Raw genomic sequence first — 18483 nt, 5'->3', positions numbered from 1 at the left:
GGCGTCATTGCCGGCCAGTGCCAGTGCGCGGCCGTCCCAGCCCCGCGCCAGCGTGTGCCAGCCGAGCTGACGCAGGAACGACGCCTGTGTGCTGTGCGCCAGCGAAACCAGTGGACCATTCGCGGCGCGTCGCAGCACCGCCAGGTCGCGGTAGGCGCTGCCGTAGCGGCCCTGCCCGCCGGACGCGACGGCACGCAGCCACAATTGATAGGGCGTCGTCGCTGTCGGCAGCGGCCAACTTTCGGGACAGTTTCCAAAGGCTGCAGCGGCCAGCGTTCGCTCAATCATCGGAGTCTGCGGAGTTTCGCTCACGGTGATAGCGGAGTGTCATTCGGTAAACAGTTTGTGGTTTCTGCGTTACCGAGATATTACCCACGGTCGGCCATGGGTTAATTGCAGCGCTCGGGCTGAACGGCTGTGAGCTGGGGAATCTCGGTGCGCGTCAGTTTTCCGTTAGCACACCTAGGGTCCTCCGAATGCATGACACATGAACGCAGAGTTAATTCTCTTGCAACGCATAGGAATTTGATCACGCTGCGCGGCCATTGACTGAAATTTGATGGCGCGCTTAACGTCTACCCTAAGCGGCAGGTAGTCATCGGTGACACCACTTGAAATCCGTCGCACAACTCAGCTTCGCAAACCTGACCTCACTTGGGCGTGCCGTGTAGAGAGGGACAAGCAATGCCACAGCCGGAGCAGCTACCTGGACCGAATGCCGACATCTGGAACTGGCAACTTCATGGCCTGTGCCGCGGCATGGACTCGTCGATCTTCTTCCATCCCGACGGCGAGCGTGGCCGCGCACGCATGCAACGCGAGCAGCGCGCCAAGGAGATGTGCCGGCGCTGCCCGGTGATCGAGCAATGCCGTTCGCATGCCCTCGAGGTGGGCGAGCCCTACGGCGTTTGGGGCGGGCTGTCCGAAGCCGAACGCGACCTGCTGCTCAAGGGATCTCTCGGCCGTCGGCGCACGGCTTAGCTGGGCCTGCGCTAGGGGCGCGGCCCACTCGCAGTAGTTCCACCCGGGCGCAGCGGCAAACTGGGTAGGATGATTAGTAGGATAGTCGGTATGGCGAAGGAGAAGATTTCCGTCACGGTCGATGCCGGTGTGCTCGCCGCCGCCGACATCGACGCCAAGGCCGCGGGCGTGAATCGGTCGGAGCATATTGAACAGGCTCTGCGTAATGAGCATCTACGGATTGCCTTGCACGACTACACAACACGCACCGTTCCAGCGCTAGACATCGACGCCTATGCGGAGAAGGTGTACGGAGTCAACCGGGCCGCGGATTTGTGATCAACCCAGGCGACATCGCGCCACGCCGCGACGATCAAGAGCTTTACGTCGCGGTACTGTCCAACGCTCTGCACCTCGCGGCTGACACCGGACGCGTCATCACCTGTCCTTTCATCCCTGGCCGGTTGCCTGACAGCGCAATGGCGATGGTGGTCACTGTCGAGCAGCCGCAGGGCGCACTTCTGCCAGAACTAGTGCAATGGCTCCCGAGAGCCGCTCTCGACGAACCGATCGGCACCATTGGTGCAGCGGCGCTTCGCCAGACGGCAGCACTCATCGGTTCACTCATGTCGTAGTCAGCAAACAGGCCAGCTCCGCGGCGTACGGCTTCGGTCCGCCGCGACACGTAAACCCCTGCGACGACACGCCGAGAACGCCCGCAGCGAATGCAGTCTCGAGGCCGCCGACGCCGTTCGCGCTACTATGCCCGCTGCTCGGCGAAGGCGAAGGCCGCCTCCTCGTCGTCGACTTCGAACTCGCACATCGACGCGATTCGGCCGTCGCGGACTTCACCTACGATGAGCCGCGTCCATGCGTACGGCTCCCCTTCTGCTCCGATAGCCTCGCGGTCCAGGCGGGCAACAAGCCAGGTCGGCGACATCCAGCTCACGGCCGAAAGCCACATTCGCACCGAGGCAACCATGTCCCTCAGCTGGCCAGAGGTGGCGTGGAGGTCGGTGGCCGAACGATCCGGAAAAGCCGACCGTGACCGGTTCTCGATGCGCATCTCGGGCTTCATGAGTTCGCCGAACGACCGGTCGTAGTCGCCCTGGTTGAAGGCGATCATGCTGTTTGCCGTGACGGCACCGGCCTCGGCGAACGCTTCGCCTTCGCCTGTGTAGTAGCGGCGCTCCAGCTCGCGGTAGGCGCCCACGAAGTCGTCCTCGTCAAAGCGACCCTCGTAGACAATTCGCCCATCATCCCCGAGCTCGATCACGCTCTGATGGATTGTTTGATTCCCGGCGTCATCGGACCAGCGGCCTAGAGACAGCTGCACGCGTTCACCGCGCACGGCGAGGGTGCGTAACTCGAATTGTCTGTATTGCAACAGGATTCGTTCGGCAGCTGCGCGCAATGTGGCGGGGTCGCCAATCGGGTTGCCGCTGAGTCGACGCCGATCGTCGTAGGTAAACCCATCTGCGTAGAGTTCGACGGCGCTGGTTTTTCGTGCCCGCATTGCATCGTAAAAGCGGTCCAGTGCCTGGCTGGCGCGGTTGCTGACCGCAAGCCGGCTGGGTGTCGCCCGCACCCGCTCTTCGGCGAAGGCGAAGGCCGCCTCCTCGTCGTCGAGTTCGAACTCGCACATCGATGCGAGTCGGCCGTCGCGGATCTCGATCACAAGAATCCGGGTCCATGCGTACTGCTCGCCTTCCGACCCGACCGCCTCCCGCTCGAGGCGGGTCACCATCCACGACGTCGACATCCAGCAAACTGCCATCAGCCACATCCGCACCGAGGCGACCATCGCGTTCAGATCCCCGAAAGTGCCACGCAATTCGTCGGCCGAGCGTTCCGGGAAAGCCGACCGAGAGCGGTTGTCGATGCGCAGCTCAGGGGCAAAGTGCTCGCCGAACAAGCGATCGAAGTCGCTTCGGTTGAAGGCGGTCATGGCCTCTGTCATGACGGCACCGCCCTCGGCGAACGCTGCGCCTTCGCCTGCGTAGTAGCGGAGCTCCAGCTCTTGGTAGGCGGCCTCGAAGTCGTCCTCGTCGAAGGGTCCGGTATAGCTGATTCGCCCGTCGTCGCCGACTTCAATTACCCGCAGATGAGTTGTTTCATTGCCGGCCTCATCGGACCAGCGGCATCGGGACAACTGCAGGCGTTCCCCACGCACGGCCAAGGTGTGTACCTCAAATTGCGTGTACTGAGTGAGGACTTGTTCGCCCGCCGCGAGCAGCGCCGCCCGGTCGTCAATCGGGCCGCTGTTGATGAGGCGCCGTCGATCGTCGTAGACAAATTGATCGGCGTAGAACGCAGCGGCGGCGGTGGTGTCCCGTGCCCGCATCGCATTGGTGATGCCGTCCAGTGCCCGGCTGGCATGGTTGCTGACGGCGAGCCGGCCGGGGATAGCTCGCATCCGCTCCTCGGCGAACTCAAAGGCCGCCGCTTCGTCGTCGGCGTCGAATTCATACATCGAAACGAATCGTCCATCGCGGAACTCCGTGACGAGGAGCCCGGTCCAGGCGTACTGCTCGTCTTCCATCCCGACGGCCTCGCGCTCAAAGCGGGCCACAGAGCACGTCGGCGACAGCCAGCACGCTGACGAGAACCACATGCGCAGCGAGGCAACCATGGTGCTCAGCTCGGTGACGCTGGCGCGGAATTGGCTGGCCGAACGATCCGGCAAACCCGACCGTGACCGGTTCTCGAAGCGGAGCTCAGGGTCCCAGAATTCGCCGAACAATCGGTCGAAGTCGCCTTGGTTGAAGGCGATCAGGGCATTCGTCGAGACCTCACCCGTCTCGGCGAACGCCGCGCCTTCGCCGGCGTAGTACCGACGCTCCAGCTCTCGATAGGCCCCCCAGAAATCGTCCTCGTCGAAGCGGCCTTCATAGCAGACCAACCCGTCGTCGCCGAGCTCGAAGACGTGCAGATACGCGGTCTCGTTCCCAGCTTCGTCTGACCAGTGAGTCCACAGCAGATGCGAGCGCTCACCGCGGACGGCCAGCGTGCGCCCCTCGACACGGTCGTACTGGCCGCTGATGCGCTCGATGGCCGCTCGCGCATCGGCGCGGTCCTCGATCGGGCCGCCCTTCATGCGCCGGCGATCGTCGTAGGCATGCCCTTCCCGGTACATGGCTACGACGGCGTCTGTATCTCCGGCTCGCATCGCCAGCAACCCGCGCTCGCTTACCGCGCTCGCAAGGTTGGCGACGGCTAGGCGTGACCCCGTCGGCATAGCGGCCATCGGGCTTTCGACCGCCCGCACGATCGAGCCCGCCTCCTTCTGCGCGTACAGCAGCTCGGCATCGCGCCGCGCATCAGCCGCGCCGCGCGCATCACCGGCCGCGGCAAGCACCCGGCCGAGGGCGAGGCAGGCCTCGGCATGGTCGAGCACCAGATCGGTGTCGGCGGCGACGGCGACAGCCTGCCGAGCCATTGCGACGGCTTTTTCGTACCGGCCCTGCGCCGCCAGGATCTCGGCGCGCACCGCGCGCCACGCAATGGCCGTCTTCAAGTTGTGCCCGGCTAGGTGCTCGCTTTCAGTGGCGTACCGGTCGGCTTCGTCGACGCGTCCCTGGGCGAGCACCGATCGCGCCAGCAGTGCGGCGGCCTGGCCGGCGTCGGCGCCGACGCCCAAGGCGTCCAGCCCTTCTAGGGCGACGCGGAAGTGCGGCTCGGCCGCAACCGGCTCGCCCGCCATCAGCTCGATGATCCCGGCGAACAGCTCGGTTTCCATCAACCCGTGGCGAAGGCCGAGTTCGGCGACTACTTGGCGGGCGTCCGCCAGCATCGAACGTGCCTTGTCAGGTCGCCCGCGGAGCAGCTCGAGCACGGCCAGGCAGCGCAATGAGGTCGCTTCGAGTGAGGGCGCCGCGGTGGTCATGCGTTGCATCCGGACCACGTCCAGACACCGGCCGCCTGCCTTCGGCACCGGGCTGGGTCCCCACAGTGCCGCGCTGGGCGCTGCGCCTAGGGCGGCGGTGATCTGCCGATGATCCCCGGCCCGCCGCGCTGCGACCAGCGCCTCGAACAGGTCGACCTCGCAATCGCCGATCCGGCCGAGGCGCCCCCGGGCACCCGCGCGCACCCGGTATGCCTTGGCCAGGCCAGCCGGATCCCCGCGTCGGGCGAACTCGTCGATGGCGCCCTGCAGGCGGGCGTCGACCTCCAACAAACGCACCGGGTCGGTGTAGACGACAAACTGACACCGGTAGCAGGTTGCCCACGGCTCCAGCTCGGCGCCGGTCATGCGGTCGAGGTCGTCGACGAGTGGCGCGCCAGCGGCGACGTCGCCGGCGGAGAGGAAGGCTTCGCAGCCGACCAAGAGCAGCTCGGCATGGACTGCCTCGTCTGCGGCGGCGAGGGCCGCGCCGCGAGCGGCCTGGGTGCCCGCGGATACCAGTTGGTCACGGTCGAGCGCGCGGCGCGCCGACGCCAAGTAGCACCGTGCCGACCGCAGCGCAAGGTCATCGGTGTGCTCGTCCTGCATGCCGAGATCGCGTCGATATCGGTGAGCGGAGTCCAGATGCCGGGCGACCATTTCGTCGGTATCGAACGCCAGGCTCGCCCCACCGGCCTCTACCCACCCAGCAAGTCGCTCGTGCAGCTGCGCCCGGTCGGACTTCAACAGCCGGCGGTAGGCGACGTCGCGAATCAGAACATGGTGGAACCGCCAGACCGGTTCGTCGCCGATGTAAACGCCGGTCGGCTGCGCGAGCTCAAGGCGACGTAGCCGGTCGAGGGACGCCTTGACGGCGGGCTCGCCAGCTTCCCCCAGCACGGATACGGCGGCCGGCGAGAAGTCGGTGCCGACGACCGAGGCGACCTCGAGCACCCGCCTATCCACGCCGTCGAGCCGCTCCAGCCGGGACGCCAGAAGTGACTGGATCGTGGGAGGGATGGCGATGGCGTCGACGTCGATCGTGAGCCGCCAGCCGGCCGACTCGGCAACCAGGACCTCGTCATGCACGAGCATCCCGACCAGTTCCCGCACGAACAGTGGATTTCCCCCGGTCGACGAGGGGAGGCGGCTTACCAGCTCCGCCGGCAGCTGCGAGCCGCCAAGTACGCCGGCCGCGAGATCGGCCGTCGCGCCGGGGTCTAGGCCGCCGAGGTGAATTGTCTCGGATACCCAACCGACGAGGTCAGGACGAACCTCGCGTAGTTCGGGACGGGCCAGGGCCACCACGAGGACCGGCACCTCCTTCACCCACTCCGCGAGGTGTTCGACGAAATCGAGGAGCAGGGTGTCGGCCCAGTGCAGATCGTCGAGAATGACGACGAGCGGTTCGTCGGATGCCAACACCTCGACGAACCGGCGCAACGCCCAGAACGTCTCCTCCACCGAGCCCGGGACGCCGGCCGCCAGACCCTTGAGGTCGCTCAGCACGCGGTCTCGCTCGGGGACGCTGCCAGGAATATCGGCGTCAAGATCGCGGGCTCGCAGCACCTCGACGATCGGCGCCAGAGCGACCGTCTGCTCAACGTCGCACCGAGCCTGGATGGCACGGATTCCGGGCTTTGCCTCGACGAACTCGGCCGCCAGCCGGCTCTTGCCGACGCCGGGATCGCCGATGACCGTGACCAACCGCGCAGCCCGTGCGGTGATCGCGTCACCGAGCGCGGCCTGAAGCCGCTCGACCTCGTTGGACCTGCCGACGAAGACAGACGAGTCGGCGGCCTCCGACTGGCGATCGAGCCACTGATACACGGCCACAGGCGCGGTGCGGCCTTTCACCTGCACCTGGCCGAGGGCTTCGTATCGGTGCCGGCCACGGGTCGACCGCCACGTCTCCCCACCGACGACGACATGGCCGCGCGGGCATTCAGCCTCGAGACGCGCCGCGACGTTCACCGCGTCACCCACCAGGTCGGCGTCAGCGGCGCCGACTACCACCTCTCCGGTGTTCACCGCGACCCGCAAGGCGAGATCGACACCGTGCGCTTTCGACACCTCGGCGGCGAACTCGACGAAGCGCTCCTGCAACTCGACCGCGGCGTCGACGGCGTGGCCGGCGTCGTCGGGTCCCATCTCGGGAACACCCCAGACGGCCATGAACCCGTCGCCGATGTATTTCGTGACACCCGCCCGATTGCGCTCGGCGGTCGACCGGAGCACGTCGTGGTAGCTGCCGATGACCTCGCGTGCAGTCTCGGCGTCGACCTGCTCCTCGAAGCTGGTCGAACCCACCAGGTCGGCGAACATCACGGTGACGGTCTTGCGCGCCGGGGCTGTGCGGCTGTCCGCTGCTTGCCGGGCCTGGGTCTCGAGCGGCGCGCCGCACGACCGGCAGAATCGCGCGGTGGCGCTGGCCTCGACCCCGCAGGTGGCGCAAACCCGGCCGAGGGAGGCGCCGCACCCTTCGCAGAAGCGGGCGTCCTCCTCGTTCGTGGTGCCGCACGAGGTGCAGACGCGGCGTTGTTCGGCCATCGTCAGTCGGGTCTCAGGGACAGGCCGTCATGGTCCTCGATTGCCATGGCGGCACGGTTGAGAATCGTGTGCAGCAGCCGCAATTGGCGGTCGTTGGCGATGTCGATCCGGCCGGCGGCAACTACCACGTAAAGGAAGCACCACGCTGTGGTGAGCCGGTAGTCGCGCCATAGCTCGTCTCGCGGGTAGTCGATTCCATGCGCAGCGAGGGTTTCGGTGTACCGCTCGATGAGTTGGCTTTCGCAACTCCGCCGAGTTTCGGTGGTCAGGCTCTGACTCACGAAGTACGCGACGTCGTAGGCGCCGCGGCCTTTCGAGGTGACCTGCCAGTCGAGCGCCGTCACCCGTGGATCGTCTGCTTGCACTGCGAAGAACAGTTGGTCGATGCGTAAGTCACCGTGCAGGAAGGTATGTGGTGGCCGCGCGAACTCCTGCAAGAACCATGGCACCAGGGCGGAAAACCGCTCACCGAAGGCGCGCAGTGCCGGCGATAGGTCCGCACCGACACCTTCGAGGAAGCGCGGCCAGGCGGCCTCGAAATTGTCGGCCATGACCGCCGGGAATGGCGGCGTGCTGAATGTCTTCAACCAGGGCAACGCCGCGAAGCGCTGGCTCTGCCACCAATAGGCATGGTGACGGGCGATAGCGTCGATGACCGTTTCGGCGTCCGCGGCGGTGCATCCCGCGATCTGGTCGGCGACACGGAGGTGGCCAAGATCCTCGAGCACGAGCACGAAGTCGTGTGTCGTCTCGTCGAAGGCCGCGAAGTACGGGCTCGCCGGTCGCAGCGGGTTGGCCAAGCCGATCTCCTGGTAGAAGCACACCTCACGCAGGTAGAACTCGAGGTCCTCGCAGACGGCCGACCGGACTTCGCTGTCGACAAGCGGCAGCTTGACGACGACTGACCGCGGCACATCGGGATCGCCGGCGAGATAGACACGGTATGAGCGGCCGAGCAGCCCGACGCCAATGCCGATCTGTTGGAGCCGACAGTCCCGCACATCGGCGCGCAGCACATCGCTGAGCCATTCCGCCGTAACGGACGAGGGATCAACCGGGAACCCTGACATCGGCCCGCCCTCCGTCTGAATGACGCAATCTTACGAAATCCTGCGGATATGGCGGGTTTTTCGGCGCAGTCAGCCGACGGCACTCAGTTCACGTATCACGTCGACACGCAGAAAATCCGGCGCCCTGATCACCCAGCGCAGCATGAAGCGGATCAACGCCGGCATGTCGCTGGCTTTTTCGTCACGGTAGACGGTGGGATTGCCGACTTCGAAACGCCGCCGTCGAGCGTCGATTTCGCAGCCACCGGCGGCAACGACATTTCGTACCCAATCCGCGCCGCGCCCGTAGGTGAGCGCGATCACGAAGCCTTCGCCGCGCCGGAACGCCCACAGCGGGGTCCGGAAGATCCTGCCCGATTTGCGGCCGCGGTGGATCACCACCGCCCAGCCTGGAGCCCACGGCGCGATGAACCTGGTCAGCTGGTTAAGCCCGACCTTGTTGAGGTGGGCAACCCATCGAGGGGTTGGCATGATAAAACTCCTCACTTGTGGAATTCCTATTTTGAGGTTAACGCTGTTTCTCGGCAGAAGTCAACGACTGTAGAATTCTTGCCACTATGCCGCGGACTGGACGACGACCCGGAAAGACCGACACCCGCAGCGTGCTGTTGGAGACTGCAGCCGAGCGGTTCGCCGAAGCGGGCTACGACAAGACCTCGGTGCGGGATATCGCCACCGCGGCCGGGGTCGATCCGGCGCTGATCAGACATTATTTCGGCAACAAGGCCGGGTTGTTTCGAGCCACCATGGGGTGGCCGTTCGATCCGGCCCAGATCGTCGGACAAATCACTGCCGGCGAGCGCGGCGGCCTCGGGGAGCGGCTGACGGGGGTCTTCTTCGATGCGTGGGAGCAGCCCCAGTCACGTGTCGCCTTGATGGCGATCCTGCGCGGCGCGGCCACCCACGACGAGTCCGCGGCCTTGGTCCGCCAATTCATCGAAGGACAGCTCTACCCCCTGATCGCCGAGGCGCTGCAGGATCCCGACGGCGAATTGCGAGTCGACCTGGCGATGGCCCAACTACTGGGCGTCGCCCTACTGCGCTACATCATCAAGGTCGAACCGATCGCGTCGCAGTCCCCCGAGGATCTCAGAGCGCGAGTAGCCCCGGCGATCAGCGTCCATCTGAACCCATAACGGCACCTTCGCGAGCCACCCCATGGTCGCCTCGAGGTCGCGATACCACTGGTCTCGTAGGGTCTGAATATGGACATATCGTGTGCCTTCGCAACTTCGTCGGACACCCCGGCCCATGTGGAACTAGCCGAGACACTCGGCTACCGGCGTGCGTGGCTCTACGACTCTCCGGCGATCTTGCCGGACGTGTGGATGATTCTCAGTCGGTGTGCCGAGCGCACTTCGCGCATCGGCTTGGGGCCGGGCGTGCTCGTTCCCAGCCTGCGGCATCCGATGGTCAATGCCGCAGCGATCGCCGAGCTTGTCAACCAGGCGCCTGGGCGGGTCGCGGTGGCGATCGGCTCAGGGTTTACCGGCCGAATGGCCTTGGGCCAGCGGGCGATGCCGTGGCGGCAGGTCGCCTCCTACGTACGGTGCTTGAAGGCTCTGCTCGCAGGCGAAATCGCAGAGTGGGAGGGCGCGAAGGTTCGTATGCTGCAGCTGCCCGGCTTCGGGGCGGAGCGACCGATCCACGTGCCGATACTGATCGGCGCCGAGGGCCCGAAGGGATTGGCTGTTGCGGCCGAGCTCGGCGACGGCGTTTTCTCCGCCGCCGTGCCACAGCCCGATGCGGCGAAAGTTTCTGACTGGCGGGCGCTGCTGTGCTTCGGCACGGTGCTCGACGAGGGCGAGGACCTGACATCGGCGCGTGCCATCGATGCAGCGGCACCGGGTGCGGTGGTGCTGTATCACGCCATGTACGAACGCGGGGGCGCCGCGGTCGATGCGCTGCCGGGTGGGCAACGCTGGCGCGAGGCGATCGAGGCCTACCCGACCGATGAGCGGCATCTGGCGATCCATGCAGGACATCTGGTCAAGGCCAATCCAAGTGACGAGCCGCATGCTGCCGAACTGATTCCGTTTGCCAGCTCGATGGCGTTGACCGGCCCTGCTGATCAAATCGTCGAAAAGATTGCGGGATTCGCCGAGCTAGGGGTTACCGAGGTGGTGTACCAGCCGGCCGGATCGGACATCGAACGGGAACTCAGAGCGTTCGCGTCCGCGGCTGGCGTCAAAGCCTAGCCTCTCAGGCCGCGGCGGCCAGCGACCGCGCGTAGTTCACCTGCTGGTTAATGCTCATAACCGAGTGAGGTCCCACTGCTGGAATCAATGTCGAATGGTAAAACCCGTTGCCCTGTACGGTGACCTGGATGTAGCCGCCGAACTTGCGGTCCTTCATCAGCAGGAAGAGCAACCCCAACAGACAAAACCAGACGAACACTATCGCGAGGACAACACCCACCGTGGAAATGCTTTCCGAATAGTGCGACATGTCTGTCACAGTCCACGCCGAGCCACGAATCGGATGTACGCCATTTGGCGTCGACACCCAATGCTGCGAGAAAGCAATGTCGCCGATCGTCGCCAGCCACTGCTCAGGCTCACGGCCTTGGTAGTCAATCAGTTCCGCCACTGGCCGATTAAAACACGAACTTGCAGCTGCAAGAGTCGAATCCACGTCGATGCCGACGAGCCCGTCGTCCGAAGAAGCTCAACGGATTTCAAGCGATATCGGCGACAAGCACACCCACCCGGCGCCCGCCCAACCGGGCAATCCACGGCAGGCCGTCTGCTCCGGTCCCGGCGGGCAGGACCCGCGGATTGGTGATACGCAGGTCTCGCCCAAAGAGGCGCACATCGGCCCCATCCGCGGCCAGTACGTTCTTGACCCAATCGGCTTTGCCGTGGCCCAACAGGATTGCCAGCACGTCCTTCTTGCGGTAGGCGTTCACGACGGTCTCGTAGCTTCTGCCCGATTTGCGACCGCGGTGTTTGACGATCGCGAACGTTGGCAGAAAGCGGGCGACCCGACGGATGGCCGGGTTCATGTACTTGATCTGTAGGCGGTCCACCCAGGCCGGGAACAGCATCGGTACCCCTGGGGCGCTGTTGGGATGGTCTTTAGGCATAGGACTCCGTTCAACAACGAGTGCGGGCTTGGTACTCCACAGTACCAAGCCCGCGATGCTGCTAACCATCAACGCCTATCGACACCAGGGCGCGCACTCGTTAGGCGGTATAAGCCCAGGAGGCGCAGGCGTAAGGGACTGAGGGGGCGGAGGATTGGCTCCCTCCCAGATGCTTTTACCAACATTGCCTTGGCCCCAGGCCACGTAGTAGTAGGTGTGGCAAACGTTCATATCCCAATTGATCGGGTCCGCAACATGATTTTGGGTCAAGTGGAATAGAGAGTCCCCTGGGCACCACTGATTCGGGCCATAGCACAAACCGTCGACCATCGCGTCGGGCTGACACCACACTTCCGCGCGGGCGACGCCTACACCGAGATCGGCCATTGCGACGCCGCCCGCCAGCAGCATCGCGAATGTAATCCGCTGCAGCCTGTGACGGGCGTCCATCGCCCATGCCTTTCGCTTCTCCCCGCAGTGGGGGTAATCCTCCAGTTTGGCGCGGGCGGCTTGCGAAATCCTTGCGGTCACCTAACGCGGTCGGCCCGTCTTTGCCTTGTTTGCCCGGGACGCCGACCGTGGGGCCTATGCACGGAAATCGTTGGAATTTCGTACATTAGCCCCACGGTCGAGCACTAGTCACCTAATGACCGGCCGGCTGATCAGTCACCTGTGCGCAAATTCAGCGAGTTTGGCATTGACCGCCGCAGGATCTGGTTCCGCGTACATCTTCGGATCGCGTTTGTTGACCCATAGGAGGAACGGACAGCTGGCCGCGGGACCGTCCACCGCTCCCAGTTGTTCGATGTGCTTGCCGGTTTTCGCCTCGCGCAGTTCGATGTTGTACTGCACAGCGTAGTAGTCGACGGTAACGTGCTCGCCGGCTTCAGTTTTGAAGTCGCAGGTGAGTGACTTCGTCTCGGTTCCGGGTTTGTGTGTAAGGCAGGCAACAACATTCGCTGACCGGAAGTCGTCGGGACTCGCCCGGTAATCGGCACCGGAATCGAGTGTCAGTTGGCTCCAGTGGTCGGATGAGACTTGGCTCATCGGGTTCGGCCGCTCATCCGGAGTGAACGCAGCGATCTTGTACGGCTTCCCGTACGTGGCGGCGTTACTGATTGACCCGCGATCGCACACCACATCGAAGTCCGAGAGGGAGTGGGCTTCCTTGATTCCGCCGCGTCCGTCGAGGCCGTCGCGGGCGATGTCTTGGATCAGGAAAAACCCGACTAACGCTACCGGGACAAGAACGACGATCGCCGCGACCGCAAGCACGACTATCAGGACGGTATTGGTCTTGCGCGGCCTAGGCGCCGGCGGCGGGTATGGCGGTGGGTACGGCGGCGGCCACTGCTGCGGATAACTCACGCTCGTGCCCCCCACGCCATGGTGCGGCCAGCTTAGCAATCGGCGCGGCCCAGCTAGCGAAGTAGCAGACGACACGGAGGGCCCACCGCCCCGCGCCCGCCGGCCGACCAGCGTGTCCGGCCGGCGATGGTCGAATCTGCGCGCGAGGGTACTGGCCCCGATCAGTTGAGTCTGCGGATGTTCTGGGCGTTCACGGTGAACCGTCCCACCGCAAGTCGGCGGCCATGGACAGTGGCCGACAGGCAGCAGGCGCTGCTGCTGAGCCTCAGAGCGCAGCAACGGCGAGCAACGGTGTCTCCTACCGTGAGTTTTCCCGAAACCGTCATCGAGCAGTGTGTTTGCTGCAAAAATCTTGGCAATGCTAACGGGGGCAGTTACCTGAAACTTCAGACGGAGCAGAAGGAGACGCGCAATGGCAATTTCTCGGGGGTTAGCCGTCGGCGTTGTCCTGGCTGGCGCTGCGATTGGACTGGCCCCTCCGGCGGCCGCCGACCTGACCGACGGCGCCTACACGGCGAATTACGAAAGCGGCCGCAGCGAGCCTTGGGTTGTCACTTCCTGCGGCGCCGGGTGCAAGAGCGTCCAGTGGGACACCGGCTCGCAGAGTGGAACTACTACGTATCACTTGAACGGCAATACCTGGACCACGGGACCTCCGGAGGGCAAGTCCAACCACGTAGCGACGATCGATAACAACACCCTCGCCGCTACCAACGAAGCTGACCTTGGGGGCACCCACATTGTCGAGCACATTCAACTGGTGAAGAACGGCTGACGCGGGCCAAAGGTGACGAGATAGCGCAGAAGCCCCGGTGCTTTTCGCGCACTGGGCCCTCCGCTGTCAATCGGGTGTCAGAACGAGGGTGCAGCCGAACGGCGGCCGGCACTGCGCACAGTGCCCGACAGGCAGTAGGCGCTGCTGCTGAGCCTCAGAGCGCAGCAACGGCGAGCAACGGTGTCTCCTACCGCGAGTTTTCCCGAAACCGTCATCGAGCAGTGTGTTTGCTGCAAAAATCTTGGCAATGCTAACGGGGGCAGTTACCTGAAACTTCAGACGGAGCAAGGAGAATGCGCAATGAGAATTTCTCGGGGGTTAGCGGTCGGCGTTGTCCCGGCTGGCGCTGCGGTTGGACTCACCGCACTGCTCGGCGCGATCGCCGGGGCGGTGTCACCGGTTGCCTCCGCGGCGCCGGATGGGCTGTTCAGTGGAACTTATAGCATCGCCCCTTACGGCGACATCGTCCATGTGACCTCAAACTGCCCGCACTGCGACGCAATAGGGACAGGCTGAGTAACAGCCACGTTTACGTGGAATGGTGCGGGTTGGCAACGAGCATGGAACATGGACGGCTGCGGACCGGTCACCGCCATTGCCACTCCCACACTCGTGACCAATGGCTTCGTCCAAGAGTTACAGATCGTCGGAACCGGGGCATGCCCCGCGGCAACCACCACGGCCACCTGGTCACGAATCGGAGATTGACCCAACTCCGTGCCGGCCTCATTGACGTTCGCGGTCAACGGCTTCCATCGATCAGTTCGTACACCAATCCAGTCGCGAACCCCGATGGATCCCTAGACATCTTCTTCGGCCCAGAAAACACCGCGACACTTCATAATTGGATACAGACCGTACCTGGGCGCGGATGGTTCCCGATGTTCCGCTTCTACAGCCCGACTGAAGCCTACTTCGACAAGACCTGGCAACTGGGCGATCTGATCCGCTTATCGACATAGCGGAAATACAGCTCCCCCGACCGTAAGACCGCTAGAGCTTCGGACCAGATGCTTCTAGTGATGGTGACTGTGGCCGTGGTCGTCGTCCGCTTCTGCGGGCTCGTCCACGACGACCGTCTCGGTGGTTGTGGATGTAAACCCGTTCAGTTGAGGTGGTCCACCCCAATCATCGCTGGGTCGAGGCCGAAGACGTGCACCTGGGCTGACTTGCCTTTCAGGGCGTGCGGTCCCCGGTCGACCAGTCCGGGCGGTCGAGCACCGAGGGCGGCAACGCAATGATCAGTCACAAGGATGGCGTCGCCGGTGGTCTTGGTGAGTTGCTCAACACGGGCGGCGACATTGACCGTGTCGCCGATCAAGGTGAATTCCAGTTTGCCTCCACCGCCGATGGTGCCGGCGATCACCGCACCGGTGTTGATGCCGATGCCGATTCGAAGCTCGCCGTTGAATCGCTCAGCGACGAGGTGATGAATCAGCACCGCTGCGCGAACGGCGGCGTCGGCATGATCTGCAAGATCGTTCGGAGCGCCGAAGACCGCGAGCGCGCCATCACCTAGGAACTTGTTGACGTGCCCACCGGCATCGACGACAGCGGGCACCACGATTTCGAACAGGGCATTGAGGCGGGACACCGTGTCCTCGGCGGTGTTCGCCTCGGCGAACGGGGTGAAGTCGCGGATGTCGACGAACATCACCGTCACCTCGCGGCGCTCACCGGTGAAGACATCGTCGCCCTGCTCGAGTAGTCGCGCCGCCAGGGCCGGGTCGACGTAGGTCCCGAACGCAGCCTGAAGTCGTTGCCGCTCAGCCAATCCCGCTTGCATACGGTTGAATGACGCCGCCAACGCACCCAGGTCGTCGTCCTGCACCACCGGCAGGCGTTGGCTGTAATCGCCGACCGCAACACGTTCAGTGCCTTCGGCAAGGTCTCGAATCGGTCGCAGGGACGGCGAGAACGCGGGAGCAACAATGACCGGCACCCCGAAGACAAGTGCCAACGCGCCTCCGATGACGACGGAAAGCACCGGGACTTCACTGGTCCGATCGAACACCGCCGCCAGCATGGCGCCCAAGACGGCAAAGTTGAACGCGACTCCGAGCACCGACAGGTTCGACCACGCGGCAAAAGTCGGGCGAGAGCGGGGCAGGGAGTCCCCGATCTCCGTATCCCCGGCGATGGCGACCCTGGCTGGCCGCAGTGCCGCCTCTACGAAGCTGTGAATAGCAATCAGCTCGATGCCAATCCCGAGGGCGGCGCCTAGGATCCCGTACTGGACTAGCCGCGACCCGGTTCCTCCGGCGATCGCGCCGACAACGACCAAATTCAGTGCGCCCCCAACCACATTGCTTCCCAGCCCTCGGGTCACCGCGCCCCGAGCGTAGGCATAGGTGGCGTCCAGTGCCCTCGTCCGGTCGACGTCGTGGCCGGCGGCCCACTCCTCTACAAGGCGGCTCGGGCCCAAGCCGGGAAGAAAAATCACATACAACCCAAGCAGCATGACGACAACAGTCACCATGGCCGCCTCGACGTAGTGACCCGACTTCTCGAAAGTGACAACAAAGAACGACAAAGCGAGGTAGACCGGCAGAACTACGACGAACGTGATTGCATAGATCGCCCACGAGTATCTCGCCCCGTACCGGTTCCACGCCCACTGCCAGATGCGATCCATGCAGCGAGGTTAAACGTCGGTAGGCCTTGAGCTGAGCCTGACGGTGATCCCTTCGCCGTTCCTCGTTTGGCTTGTTGTGGCAACGCGAAATAAACGCGATCAAGGCACCCGTCGACCGGACGTCGCGCGCTCCGCCCAAAAACGCGCCCCGACCAGTTGGCCGGGGCGCTTCGTTCATTGACAGTGGTGATGGTGATGGCCGTGGCCGTGGTCGTCGTCCGCTCGGCAGGTTTGTCTACTACAGCCGTCTCGGTGGTGCGCGATGTACCACTGACAACGAAAAGGAAAAGCCGTGCATCCAGTGCGTTGCTGCGGACTAGCCCGCGCGGACAACGAGCAGATGGTGAGAGATCGCCACCTCATCGAGGCGGCGCTGCTCGACATCCGTAAATCCCGCGTTTTTCAAGGCAGCGATGATCTCGGCGATCGGGCGTAGCTTGAAACCGTAGGCGGTGAAAGGCAAGCGGGCCATCGCGTCAGGATCACCGATTCCCAACACTGCTCGGCCACCGGGTCGCAGCACACGAGCAAGTTCAGCACAGGCGGCGTCAAGGTCTGACACGAAATACACAGTGTTGACCGAGATCGCCGCGTCTAGCGACCTATCCTCGAGCGGCAACGCAGTCAGCGACCCATTGACAAGCCTCATCCGTCCGGCCGCAATCTGGGTGGCGAAGTGCGCCCGCGCACGCGTGAGCATGTCATCGGCAACCTCCACACCGTAGACGGTGCCCTGGGGACCAACCCGCCGCAGAAACAGATCGAGCCCTAGTCCGCCACCAAAACCGATGTCGGCCACCGTCTCCCCGGCCGTCGTTTCCGCCGCATCGACGGCGCCGGCCAACGCCTGACGATTGCCGCGGTTGAGCAGTACCGCGACTCCGCGACCCACCAGACCATGCGGCCTGCCGAGCTGCCCGGCGACCGTCGCCAACATCCGCTGGCGTAAACCCATGACCGTTACCTCGAAACTGGATCACTTACACGCGTGCTGTCCGGCCCAATAATGCTTGATTCGCGACAACACGCAAAAGCCCCGACGCGCCGGGCGTGCGGAGGCTTTGCGTTTGCTCGCGCTAGTGAGCGTGGCCGTGGTGATGGCCGTGGCCGTCCGCTTCGGCGGGCTTGTCCACGACAGACGTCTCGGTGGTTTTGGATTACAGCCGCATACGGTCAGCCGAACTCCGGGCTAAGTCGTTGCCGCTTGCGCCGCCAACCAACTGGGCGCGCGCTTCTCAATGAAGGCTTGGACGCCCTCGAGCGCGCTCGAATCCATCATGTTGCAGGCCATCGTCTCGCCGGCGTCCTGATAGGCGGACTCGATGCCGACTTCGATCTGGCGGTAGAACAGCGCCTTCCCCATTGCGATGGCTACACCCGGCTTGGCGACAATGCGCGCTACCAGCGCCTCGACCTCGTCATCCAGCGCCTCGGGCGCCGCCACCCTGTTGACCAGCCCCAACACGCGGGCCTCCTCAGCAGAGATGAATTCGCCCGTGACGAGCATCTCGAAGGCGGCTTTTCGTGGCAGATTGCGGGACAGCGCCACTCCCGGAGTTGCGCAGAAGAGCCCAACGTTGACGCCGCTCACCGCGAAGCGCGCGTCATGGCTCGCCACCGCGAGGTCACACATCGCGACGAGCTGGCACCCCGCAGCAGTCGCGAGACCATGCACACGCGCGATCACCGGGACGGGCAGTCGCTGGATCGAAAGCATCACGGCTGTGCACTGTGCAAACAGGCGCTGGTAGTACTCGAGTGAAGGTTCTGCTCGCATTTCCTTCAGGTCGTGGCCGGCGCAGAAGGCGTTCCCGGATGCACCGAGCACGACGGCGCGGACCCCTGCGTCATTCGCAAGCGCTTCAACGGCCTCGCCGAGCGCTGCGAGCATCGCCTCAGACAGCGCATTGAAGGCCTGGGGGCGGTTCAGCGTCAGCGTGACGACGCCGCGATCGTCGCGGTGTTGCAGCAGCAGCGGTTCTTCCATCGCGTTGACCTCACTCGATTGCCGCGGCGCTGATGGCCTGCTCGCGCAGATGGACTTCTCCGATCCTGCCAGTGCATGTCTTCGGGGCGCCAGCACCGACTGCGATCGCGAGTTGACGGATCGGCTCGATATGCACGAAAACGCCCCCGGCTGTTGCACCGGGGCGCTTC

At 64.4% G+C, this 18483-nt stretch carries 16 protein-coding genes and 1 pseudogene; 7 read left to right on the top strand and 10 right to left on the bottom strand.

The window, feature by feature from the left end; translation table 11 throughout:
- Nucleotides 1–312 (bottom strand): annotated as a pseudogene (locus AC5Y21_RS25325) (hypothetical protein); the annotation flags it as partial.
- 372 nt (nt 313–684) lie between these two features.
- Between AC5Y21_RS25325 and AC5Y21_RS25320 the strand changes: the two are divergent.
- The 3 genes from AC5Y21_RS25320 to AC5Y21_RS25310 all read left to right on the top strand — a co-directional run bounded on the left by AC5Y21_RS25320 (nt 685) and on the right by AC5Y21_RS25310 (nt 1595).
- Entirely contained in the window at nt 685–981 is a 297-nt protein-coding gene (locus tag AC5Y21_RS25320; RefSeq protein WP_499916787.1) for a WhiB family transcriptional regulator, read from the top strand.
- Nucleotides 982–1071: 90 nt separating this feature from the next.
- Nucleotides 1072–1299 carry a ribbon-helix-helix protein, CopG family gene (locus AC5Y21_RS25315; RefSeq protein ID WP_499916785.1) on the top strand — a complete coding sequence of 76 codons (228 nt, stop codon included), beginning with the start codon at nt 1072–1074 and terminating at the stop codon, nt 1297–1299.
- Entirely contained in the window at nt 1296–1595 is a 300-nt protein-coding gene (locus AC5Y21_RS25310; RefSeq protein ID WP_499916783.1) for a toxin, read from the top strand. Before AC5Y21_RS25315 ends, AC5Y21_RS25310 begins: the two co-directional genes overlap by 4 nt.
- Before the next feature lie 125 nt (nt 1596–1720).
- Here AC5Y21_RS25310 and AC5Y21_RS25305 read toward each other — a convergent pair whose 3' ends face one another.
- The 3 genes from AC5Y21_RS25305 to AC5Y21_RS25295 form a co-directional block, all read right to left on the bottom strand.
- A complete protein-coding gene (locus AC5Y21_RS25305; protein WP_499916781.1) occupies nt 1721–7393 on the bottom strand; it encodes an ATP-binding protein in 5673 nt (1890 codons plus the stop codon).
- A gap of 2 nt (nt 7394–7395) precedes the next feature.
- Nucleotides 7396–8463, bottom strand: coding sequence for an oxidoreductase family protein (locus AC5Y21_RS25300; protein ID WP_499916779.1), 1068 nt, complete (start codon nt 8461–8463; stop codon nt 7396–7398).
- A 69-nt stretch (nt 8464–8532) separates the two neighbouring features.
- Complete coding sequence (locus AC5Y21_RS25295; RefSeq protein ID WP_499916777.1) at nt 8533–8934, bottom strand: nitroreductase family deazaflavin-dependent oxidoreductase; 402 nt, start codon at nt 8932–8934, stop codon at nt 8533–8535.
- An 86-nt stretch (nt 8935–9020) separates the two neighbouring features.
- Here AC5Y21_RS25295 and AC5Y21_RS25290 point away from each other — a divergent pair, with 86 nt between their 5' ends.
- Nucleotides 9021–9599 (top strand): TetR/AcrR family transcriptional regulator, encoded by a 579-nt coding sequence (locus tag AC5Y21_RS25290; RefSeq protein WP_499916774.1) that lies wholly within the window; start codon nt 9021–9023, stop codon nt 9597–9599.
- 69 nt (nt 9600–9668) lie between these two features.
- Entirely contained in the window at nt 9669–10661 is a 993-nt protein-coding gene (locus tag AC5Y21_RS25285; RefSeq protein WP_499916772.1) for an LLM class flavin-dependent oxidoreductase, read from the top strand.
- A 4-nt stretch (nt 10662–10665) separates the two neighbouring features.
- Here the strand turns inward: AC5Y21_RS25285 and AC5Y21_RS25280 are convergent, their stop codons facing one another.
- The 3 genes from AC5Y21_RS25280 to AC5Y21_RS25270 form a co-directional block, all read right to left on the bottom strand.
- Nucleotides 10666–11052: a hypothetical protein gene (locus AC5Y21_RS25280; RefSeq protein ID WP_499916770.1), complete on the bottom strand. Its 387-nt coding sequence runs from the start codon at nt 11050–11052 to the stop codon at nt 10666–10668.
- Nucleotides 11053–11140: 88 nt separating this feature from the next.
- The gene (locus tag AC5Y21_RS25275; RefSeq protein WP_499916768.1) at nt 11141–11548 is read right to left on the bottom strand and encodes a nitroreductase family deazaflavin-dependent oxidoreductase; all 408 of its coding nucleotides are present in this window, start codon (nt 11546–11548) and stop codon (nt 11141–11143) included.
- A 666-nt stretch (nt 11549–12214) separates the two neighbouring features.
- The gene (locus AC5Y21_RS25270; RefSeq protein WP_499916766.1) at nt 12215–12916 is read right to left on the bottom strand and encodes a hypothetical protein; all 702 of its coding nucleotides are present in this window, start codon (nt 12914–12916) and stop codon (nt 12215–12217) included.
- Nucleotides 12917–13328: 412 nt separating this feature from the next.
- Between AC5Y21_RS25270 and AC5Y21_RS25265 the strand changes: the two genes are divergently transcribed.
- Together AC5Y21_RS25265 and AC5Y21_RS25260 are read left to right on the top strand one after the other, a co-directional pair.
- Nucleotides 13329–13691, top strand: a complete 363-nt coding sequence (locus AC5Y21_RS25265; protein ID WP_499916764.1) for a hypothetical protein — start codon at nt 13329–13331, stop codon at nt 13689–13691.
- Nucleotides 13692–14251: 560 nt separating this feature from the next.
- Entirely contained in the window at nt 14252–14653 is a 402-nt protein-coding gene (locus AC5Y21_RS25260; protein ID WP_499916762.1) for a DUF1214 domain-containing protein, read from the top strand.
- Between the two features lie 143 nt (nt 14654–14796).
- Here AC5Y21_RS25260 and AC5Y21_RS25255 read toward each other — a convergent pair whose 3' ends face one another.
- The 3 genes from AC5Y21_RS25255 to AC5Y21_RS25245 all read right to left on the bottom strand — a co-directional run bounded on the left by AC5Y21_RS25255 (nt 14797) and on the right by AC5Y21_RS25245 (nt 18313).
- Nucleotides 14797–16326, bottom strand: coding sequence for an adenylate/guanylate cyclase domain-containing protein (locus AC5Y21_RS25255; protein ID WP_499916760.1), 1530 nt, complete (start codon nt 16324–16326; stop codon nt 14797–14799).
- Between the two features lie 316 nt (nt 16327–16642).
- Nucleotides 16643–17281: a class I SAM-dependent methyltransferase gene (locus AC5Y21_RS25250; RefSeq protein ID WP_499916758.1), complete on the bottom strand. Its 639-nt coding sequence runs from the start codon at nt 17279–17281 to the stop codon at nt 16643–16645.
- Nucleotides 17282–17515: 234 nt separating this feature from the next.
- Entirely contained in the window at nt 17516–18313 is a 798-nt protein-coding gene (locus tag AC5Y21_RS25245) for an enoyl-CoA hydratase (RefSeq protein WP_499916756.1), read from the bottom strand.
- Between the last annotated feature and the right edge of the window lie 170 nt (nt 18314–18483).

Source organism: Mycobacterium sp. NGS41, assembly GCF_059812725.1.
Note: the sequence above shows the minus strand (reverse complement) of the source record. Positions and strands in the feature narration are given on the sequence as shown.

Bases quoted from the DNA above. Each gene is read 5' to 3' on its own strand.
- AC5Y21_RS25320 (WP_499916787.1), top strand. From the start codon at position 685: ATGCCACAGCCGGAGCAGCTACCTGGACCGAATGCCGACATCTGGAAC.
- AC5Y21_RS25315 (WP_499916785.1), top strand. From the start codon at position 1,072: ATGGCGAAGGAGAAGATTTCCGTCACGGTCGATGCCGGTGTGCTCGCC.
- AC5Y21_RS25305 (WP_499916781.1), bottom strand. From the start codon at position 7,393: ATGGCCGAACAACGCCGCGTCTGCACCTCGTGCGGCACCACGAACGAG.
- AC5Y21_RS25300 (WP_499916779.1), bottom strand. From the start codon at position 8,463: ATGTCAGGGTTCCCGGTTGATCCCTCGTCCGTTACGGCGGAATGGCTC.
- AC5Y21_RS25295 (WP_499916777.1), bottom strand. From the start codon at position 8,934: ATGCCAACCCCTCGATGGGTTGCCCACCTCAACAAGGTCGGGCTTAAC.
- AC5Y21_RS25290 (WP_499916774.1), top strand. From the start codon at position 9,021: ATGCCGCGGACTGGACGACGACCCGGAAAGACCGACACCCGCAGCGTG.
- AC5Y21_RS25285 (WP_499916772.1), top strand. From the start codon at position 9,669: ATGGACATATCGTGTGCCTTCGCAACTTCGTCGGACACCCCGGCCCAT.
- AC5Y21_RS25275 (WP_499916768.1), bottom strand. From the start codon at position 11,548: ATGCCTAAAGACCATCCCAACAGCGCCCCAGGGGTACCGATGCTGTTC.
- AC5Y21_RS25265 (WP_499916764.1), top strand. From the start codon at position 13,329: ATGGCAATTTCTCGGGGGTTAGCCGTCGGCGTTGTCCTGGCTGGCGCT.
- AC5Y21_RS25260 (WP_499916762.1), top strand. From the start codon at position 14,252: ATGGAACATGGACGGCTGCGGACCGGTCACCGCCATTGCCACTCCCAC.
- AC5Y21_RS25255 (WP_499916760.1), bottom strand. From the start codon at position 16,326: ATGGATCGCATCTGGCAGTGGGCGTGGAACCGGTACGGGGCGAGATAC.
- AC5Y21_RS25250 (WP_499916758.1), bottom strand. From the start codon at position 17,281: ATGGGTTTACGCCAGCGGATGTTGGCGACGGTCGCCGGGCAGCTCGGC.
- AC5Y21_RS25245 (WP_499916756.1), bottom strand. From the start codon at position 18,313: ATGGAAGAACCGCTGCTGCTGCAACACCGCGACGATCGCGGCGTCGTC.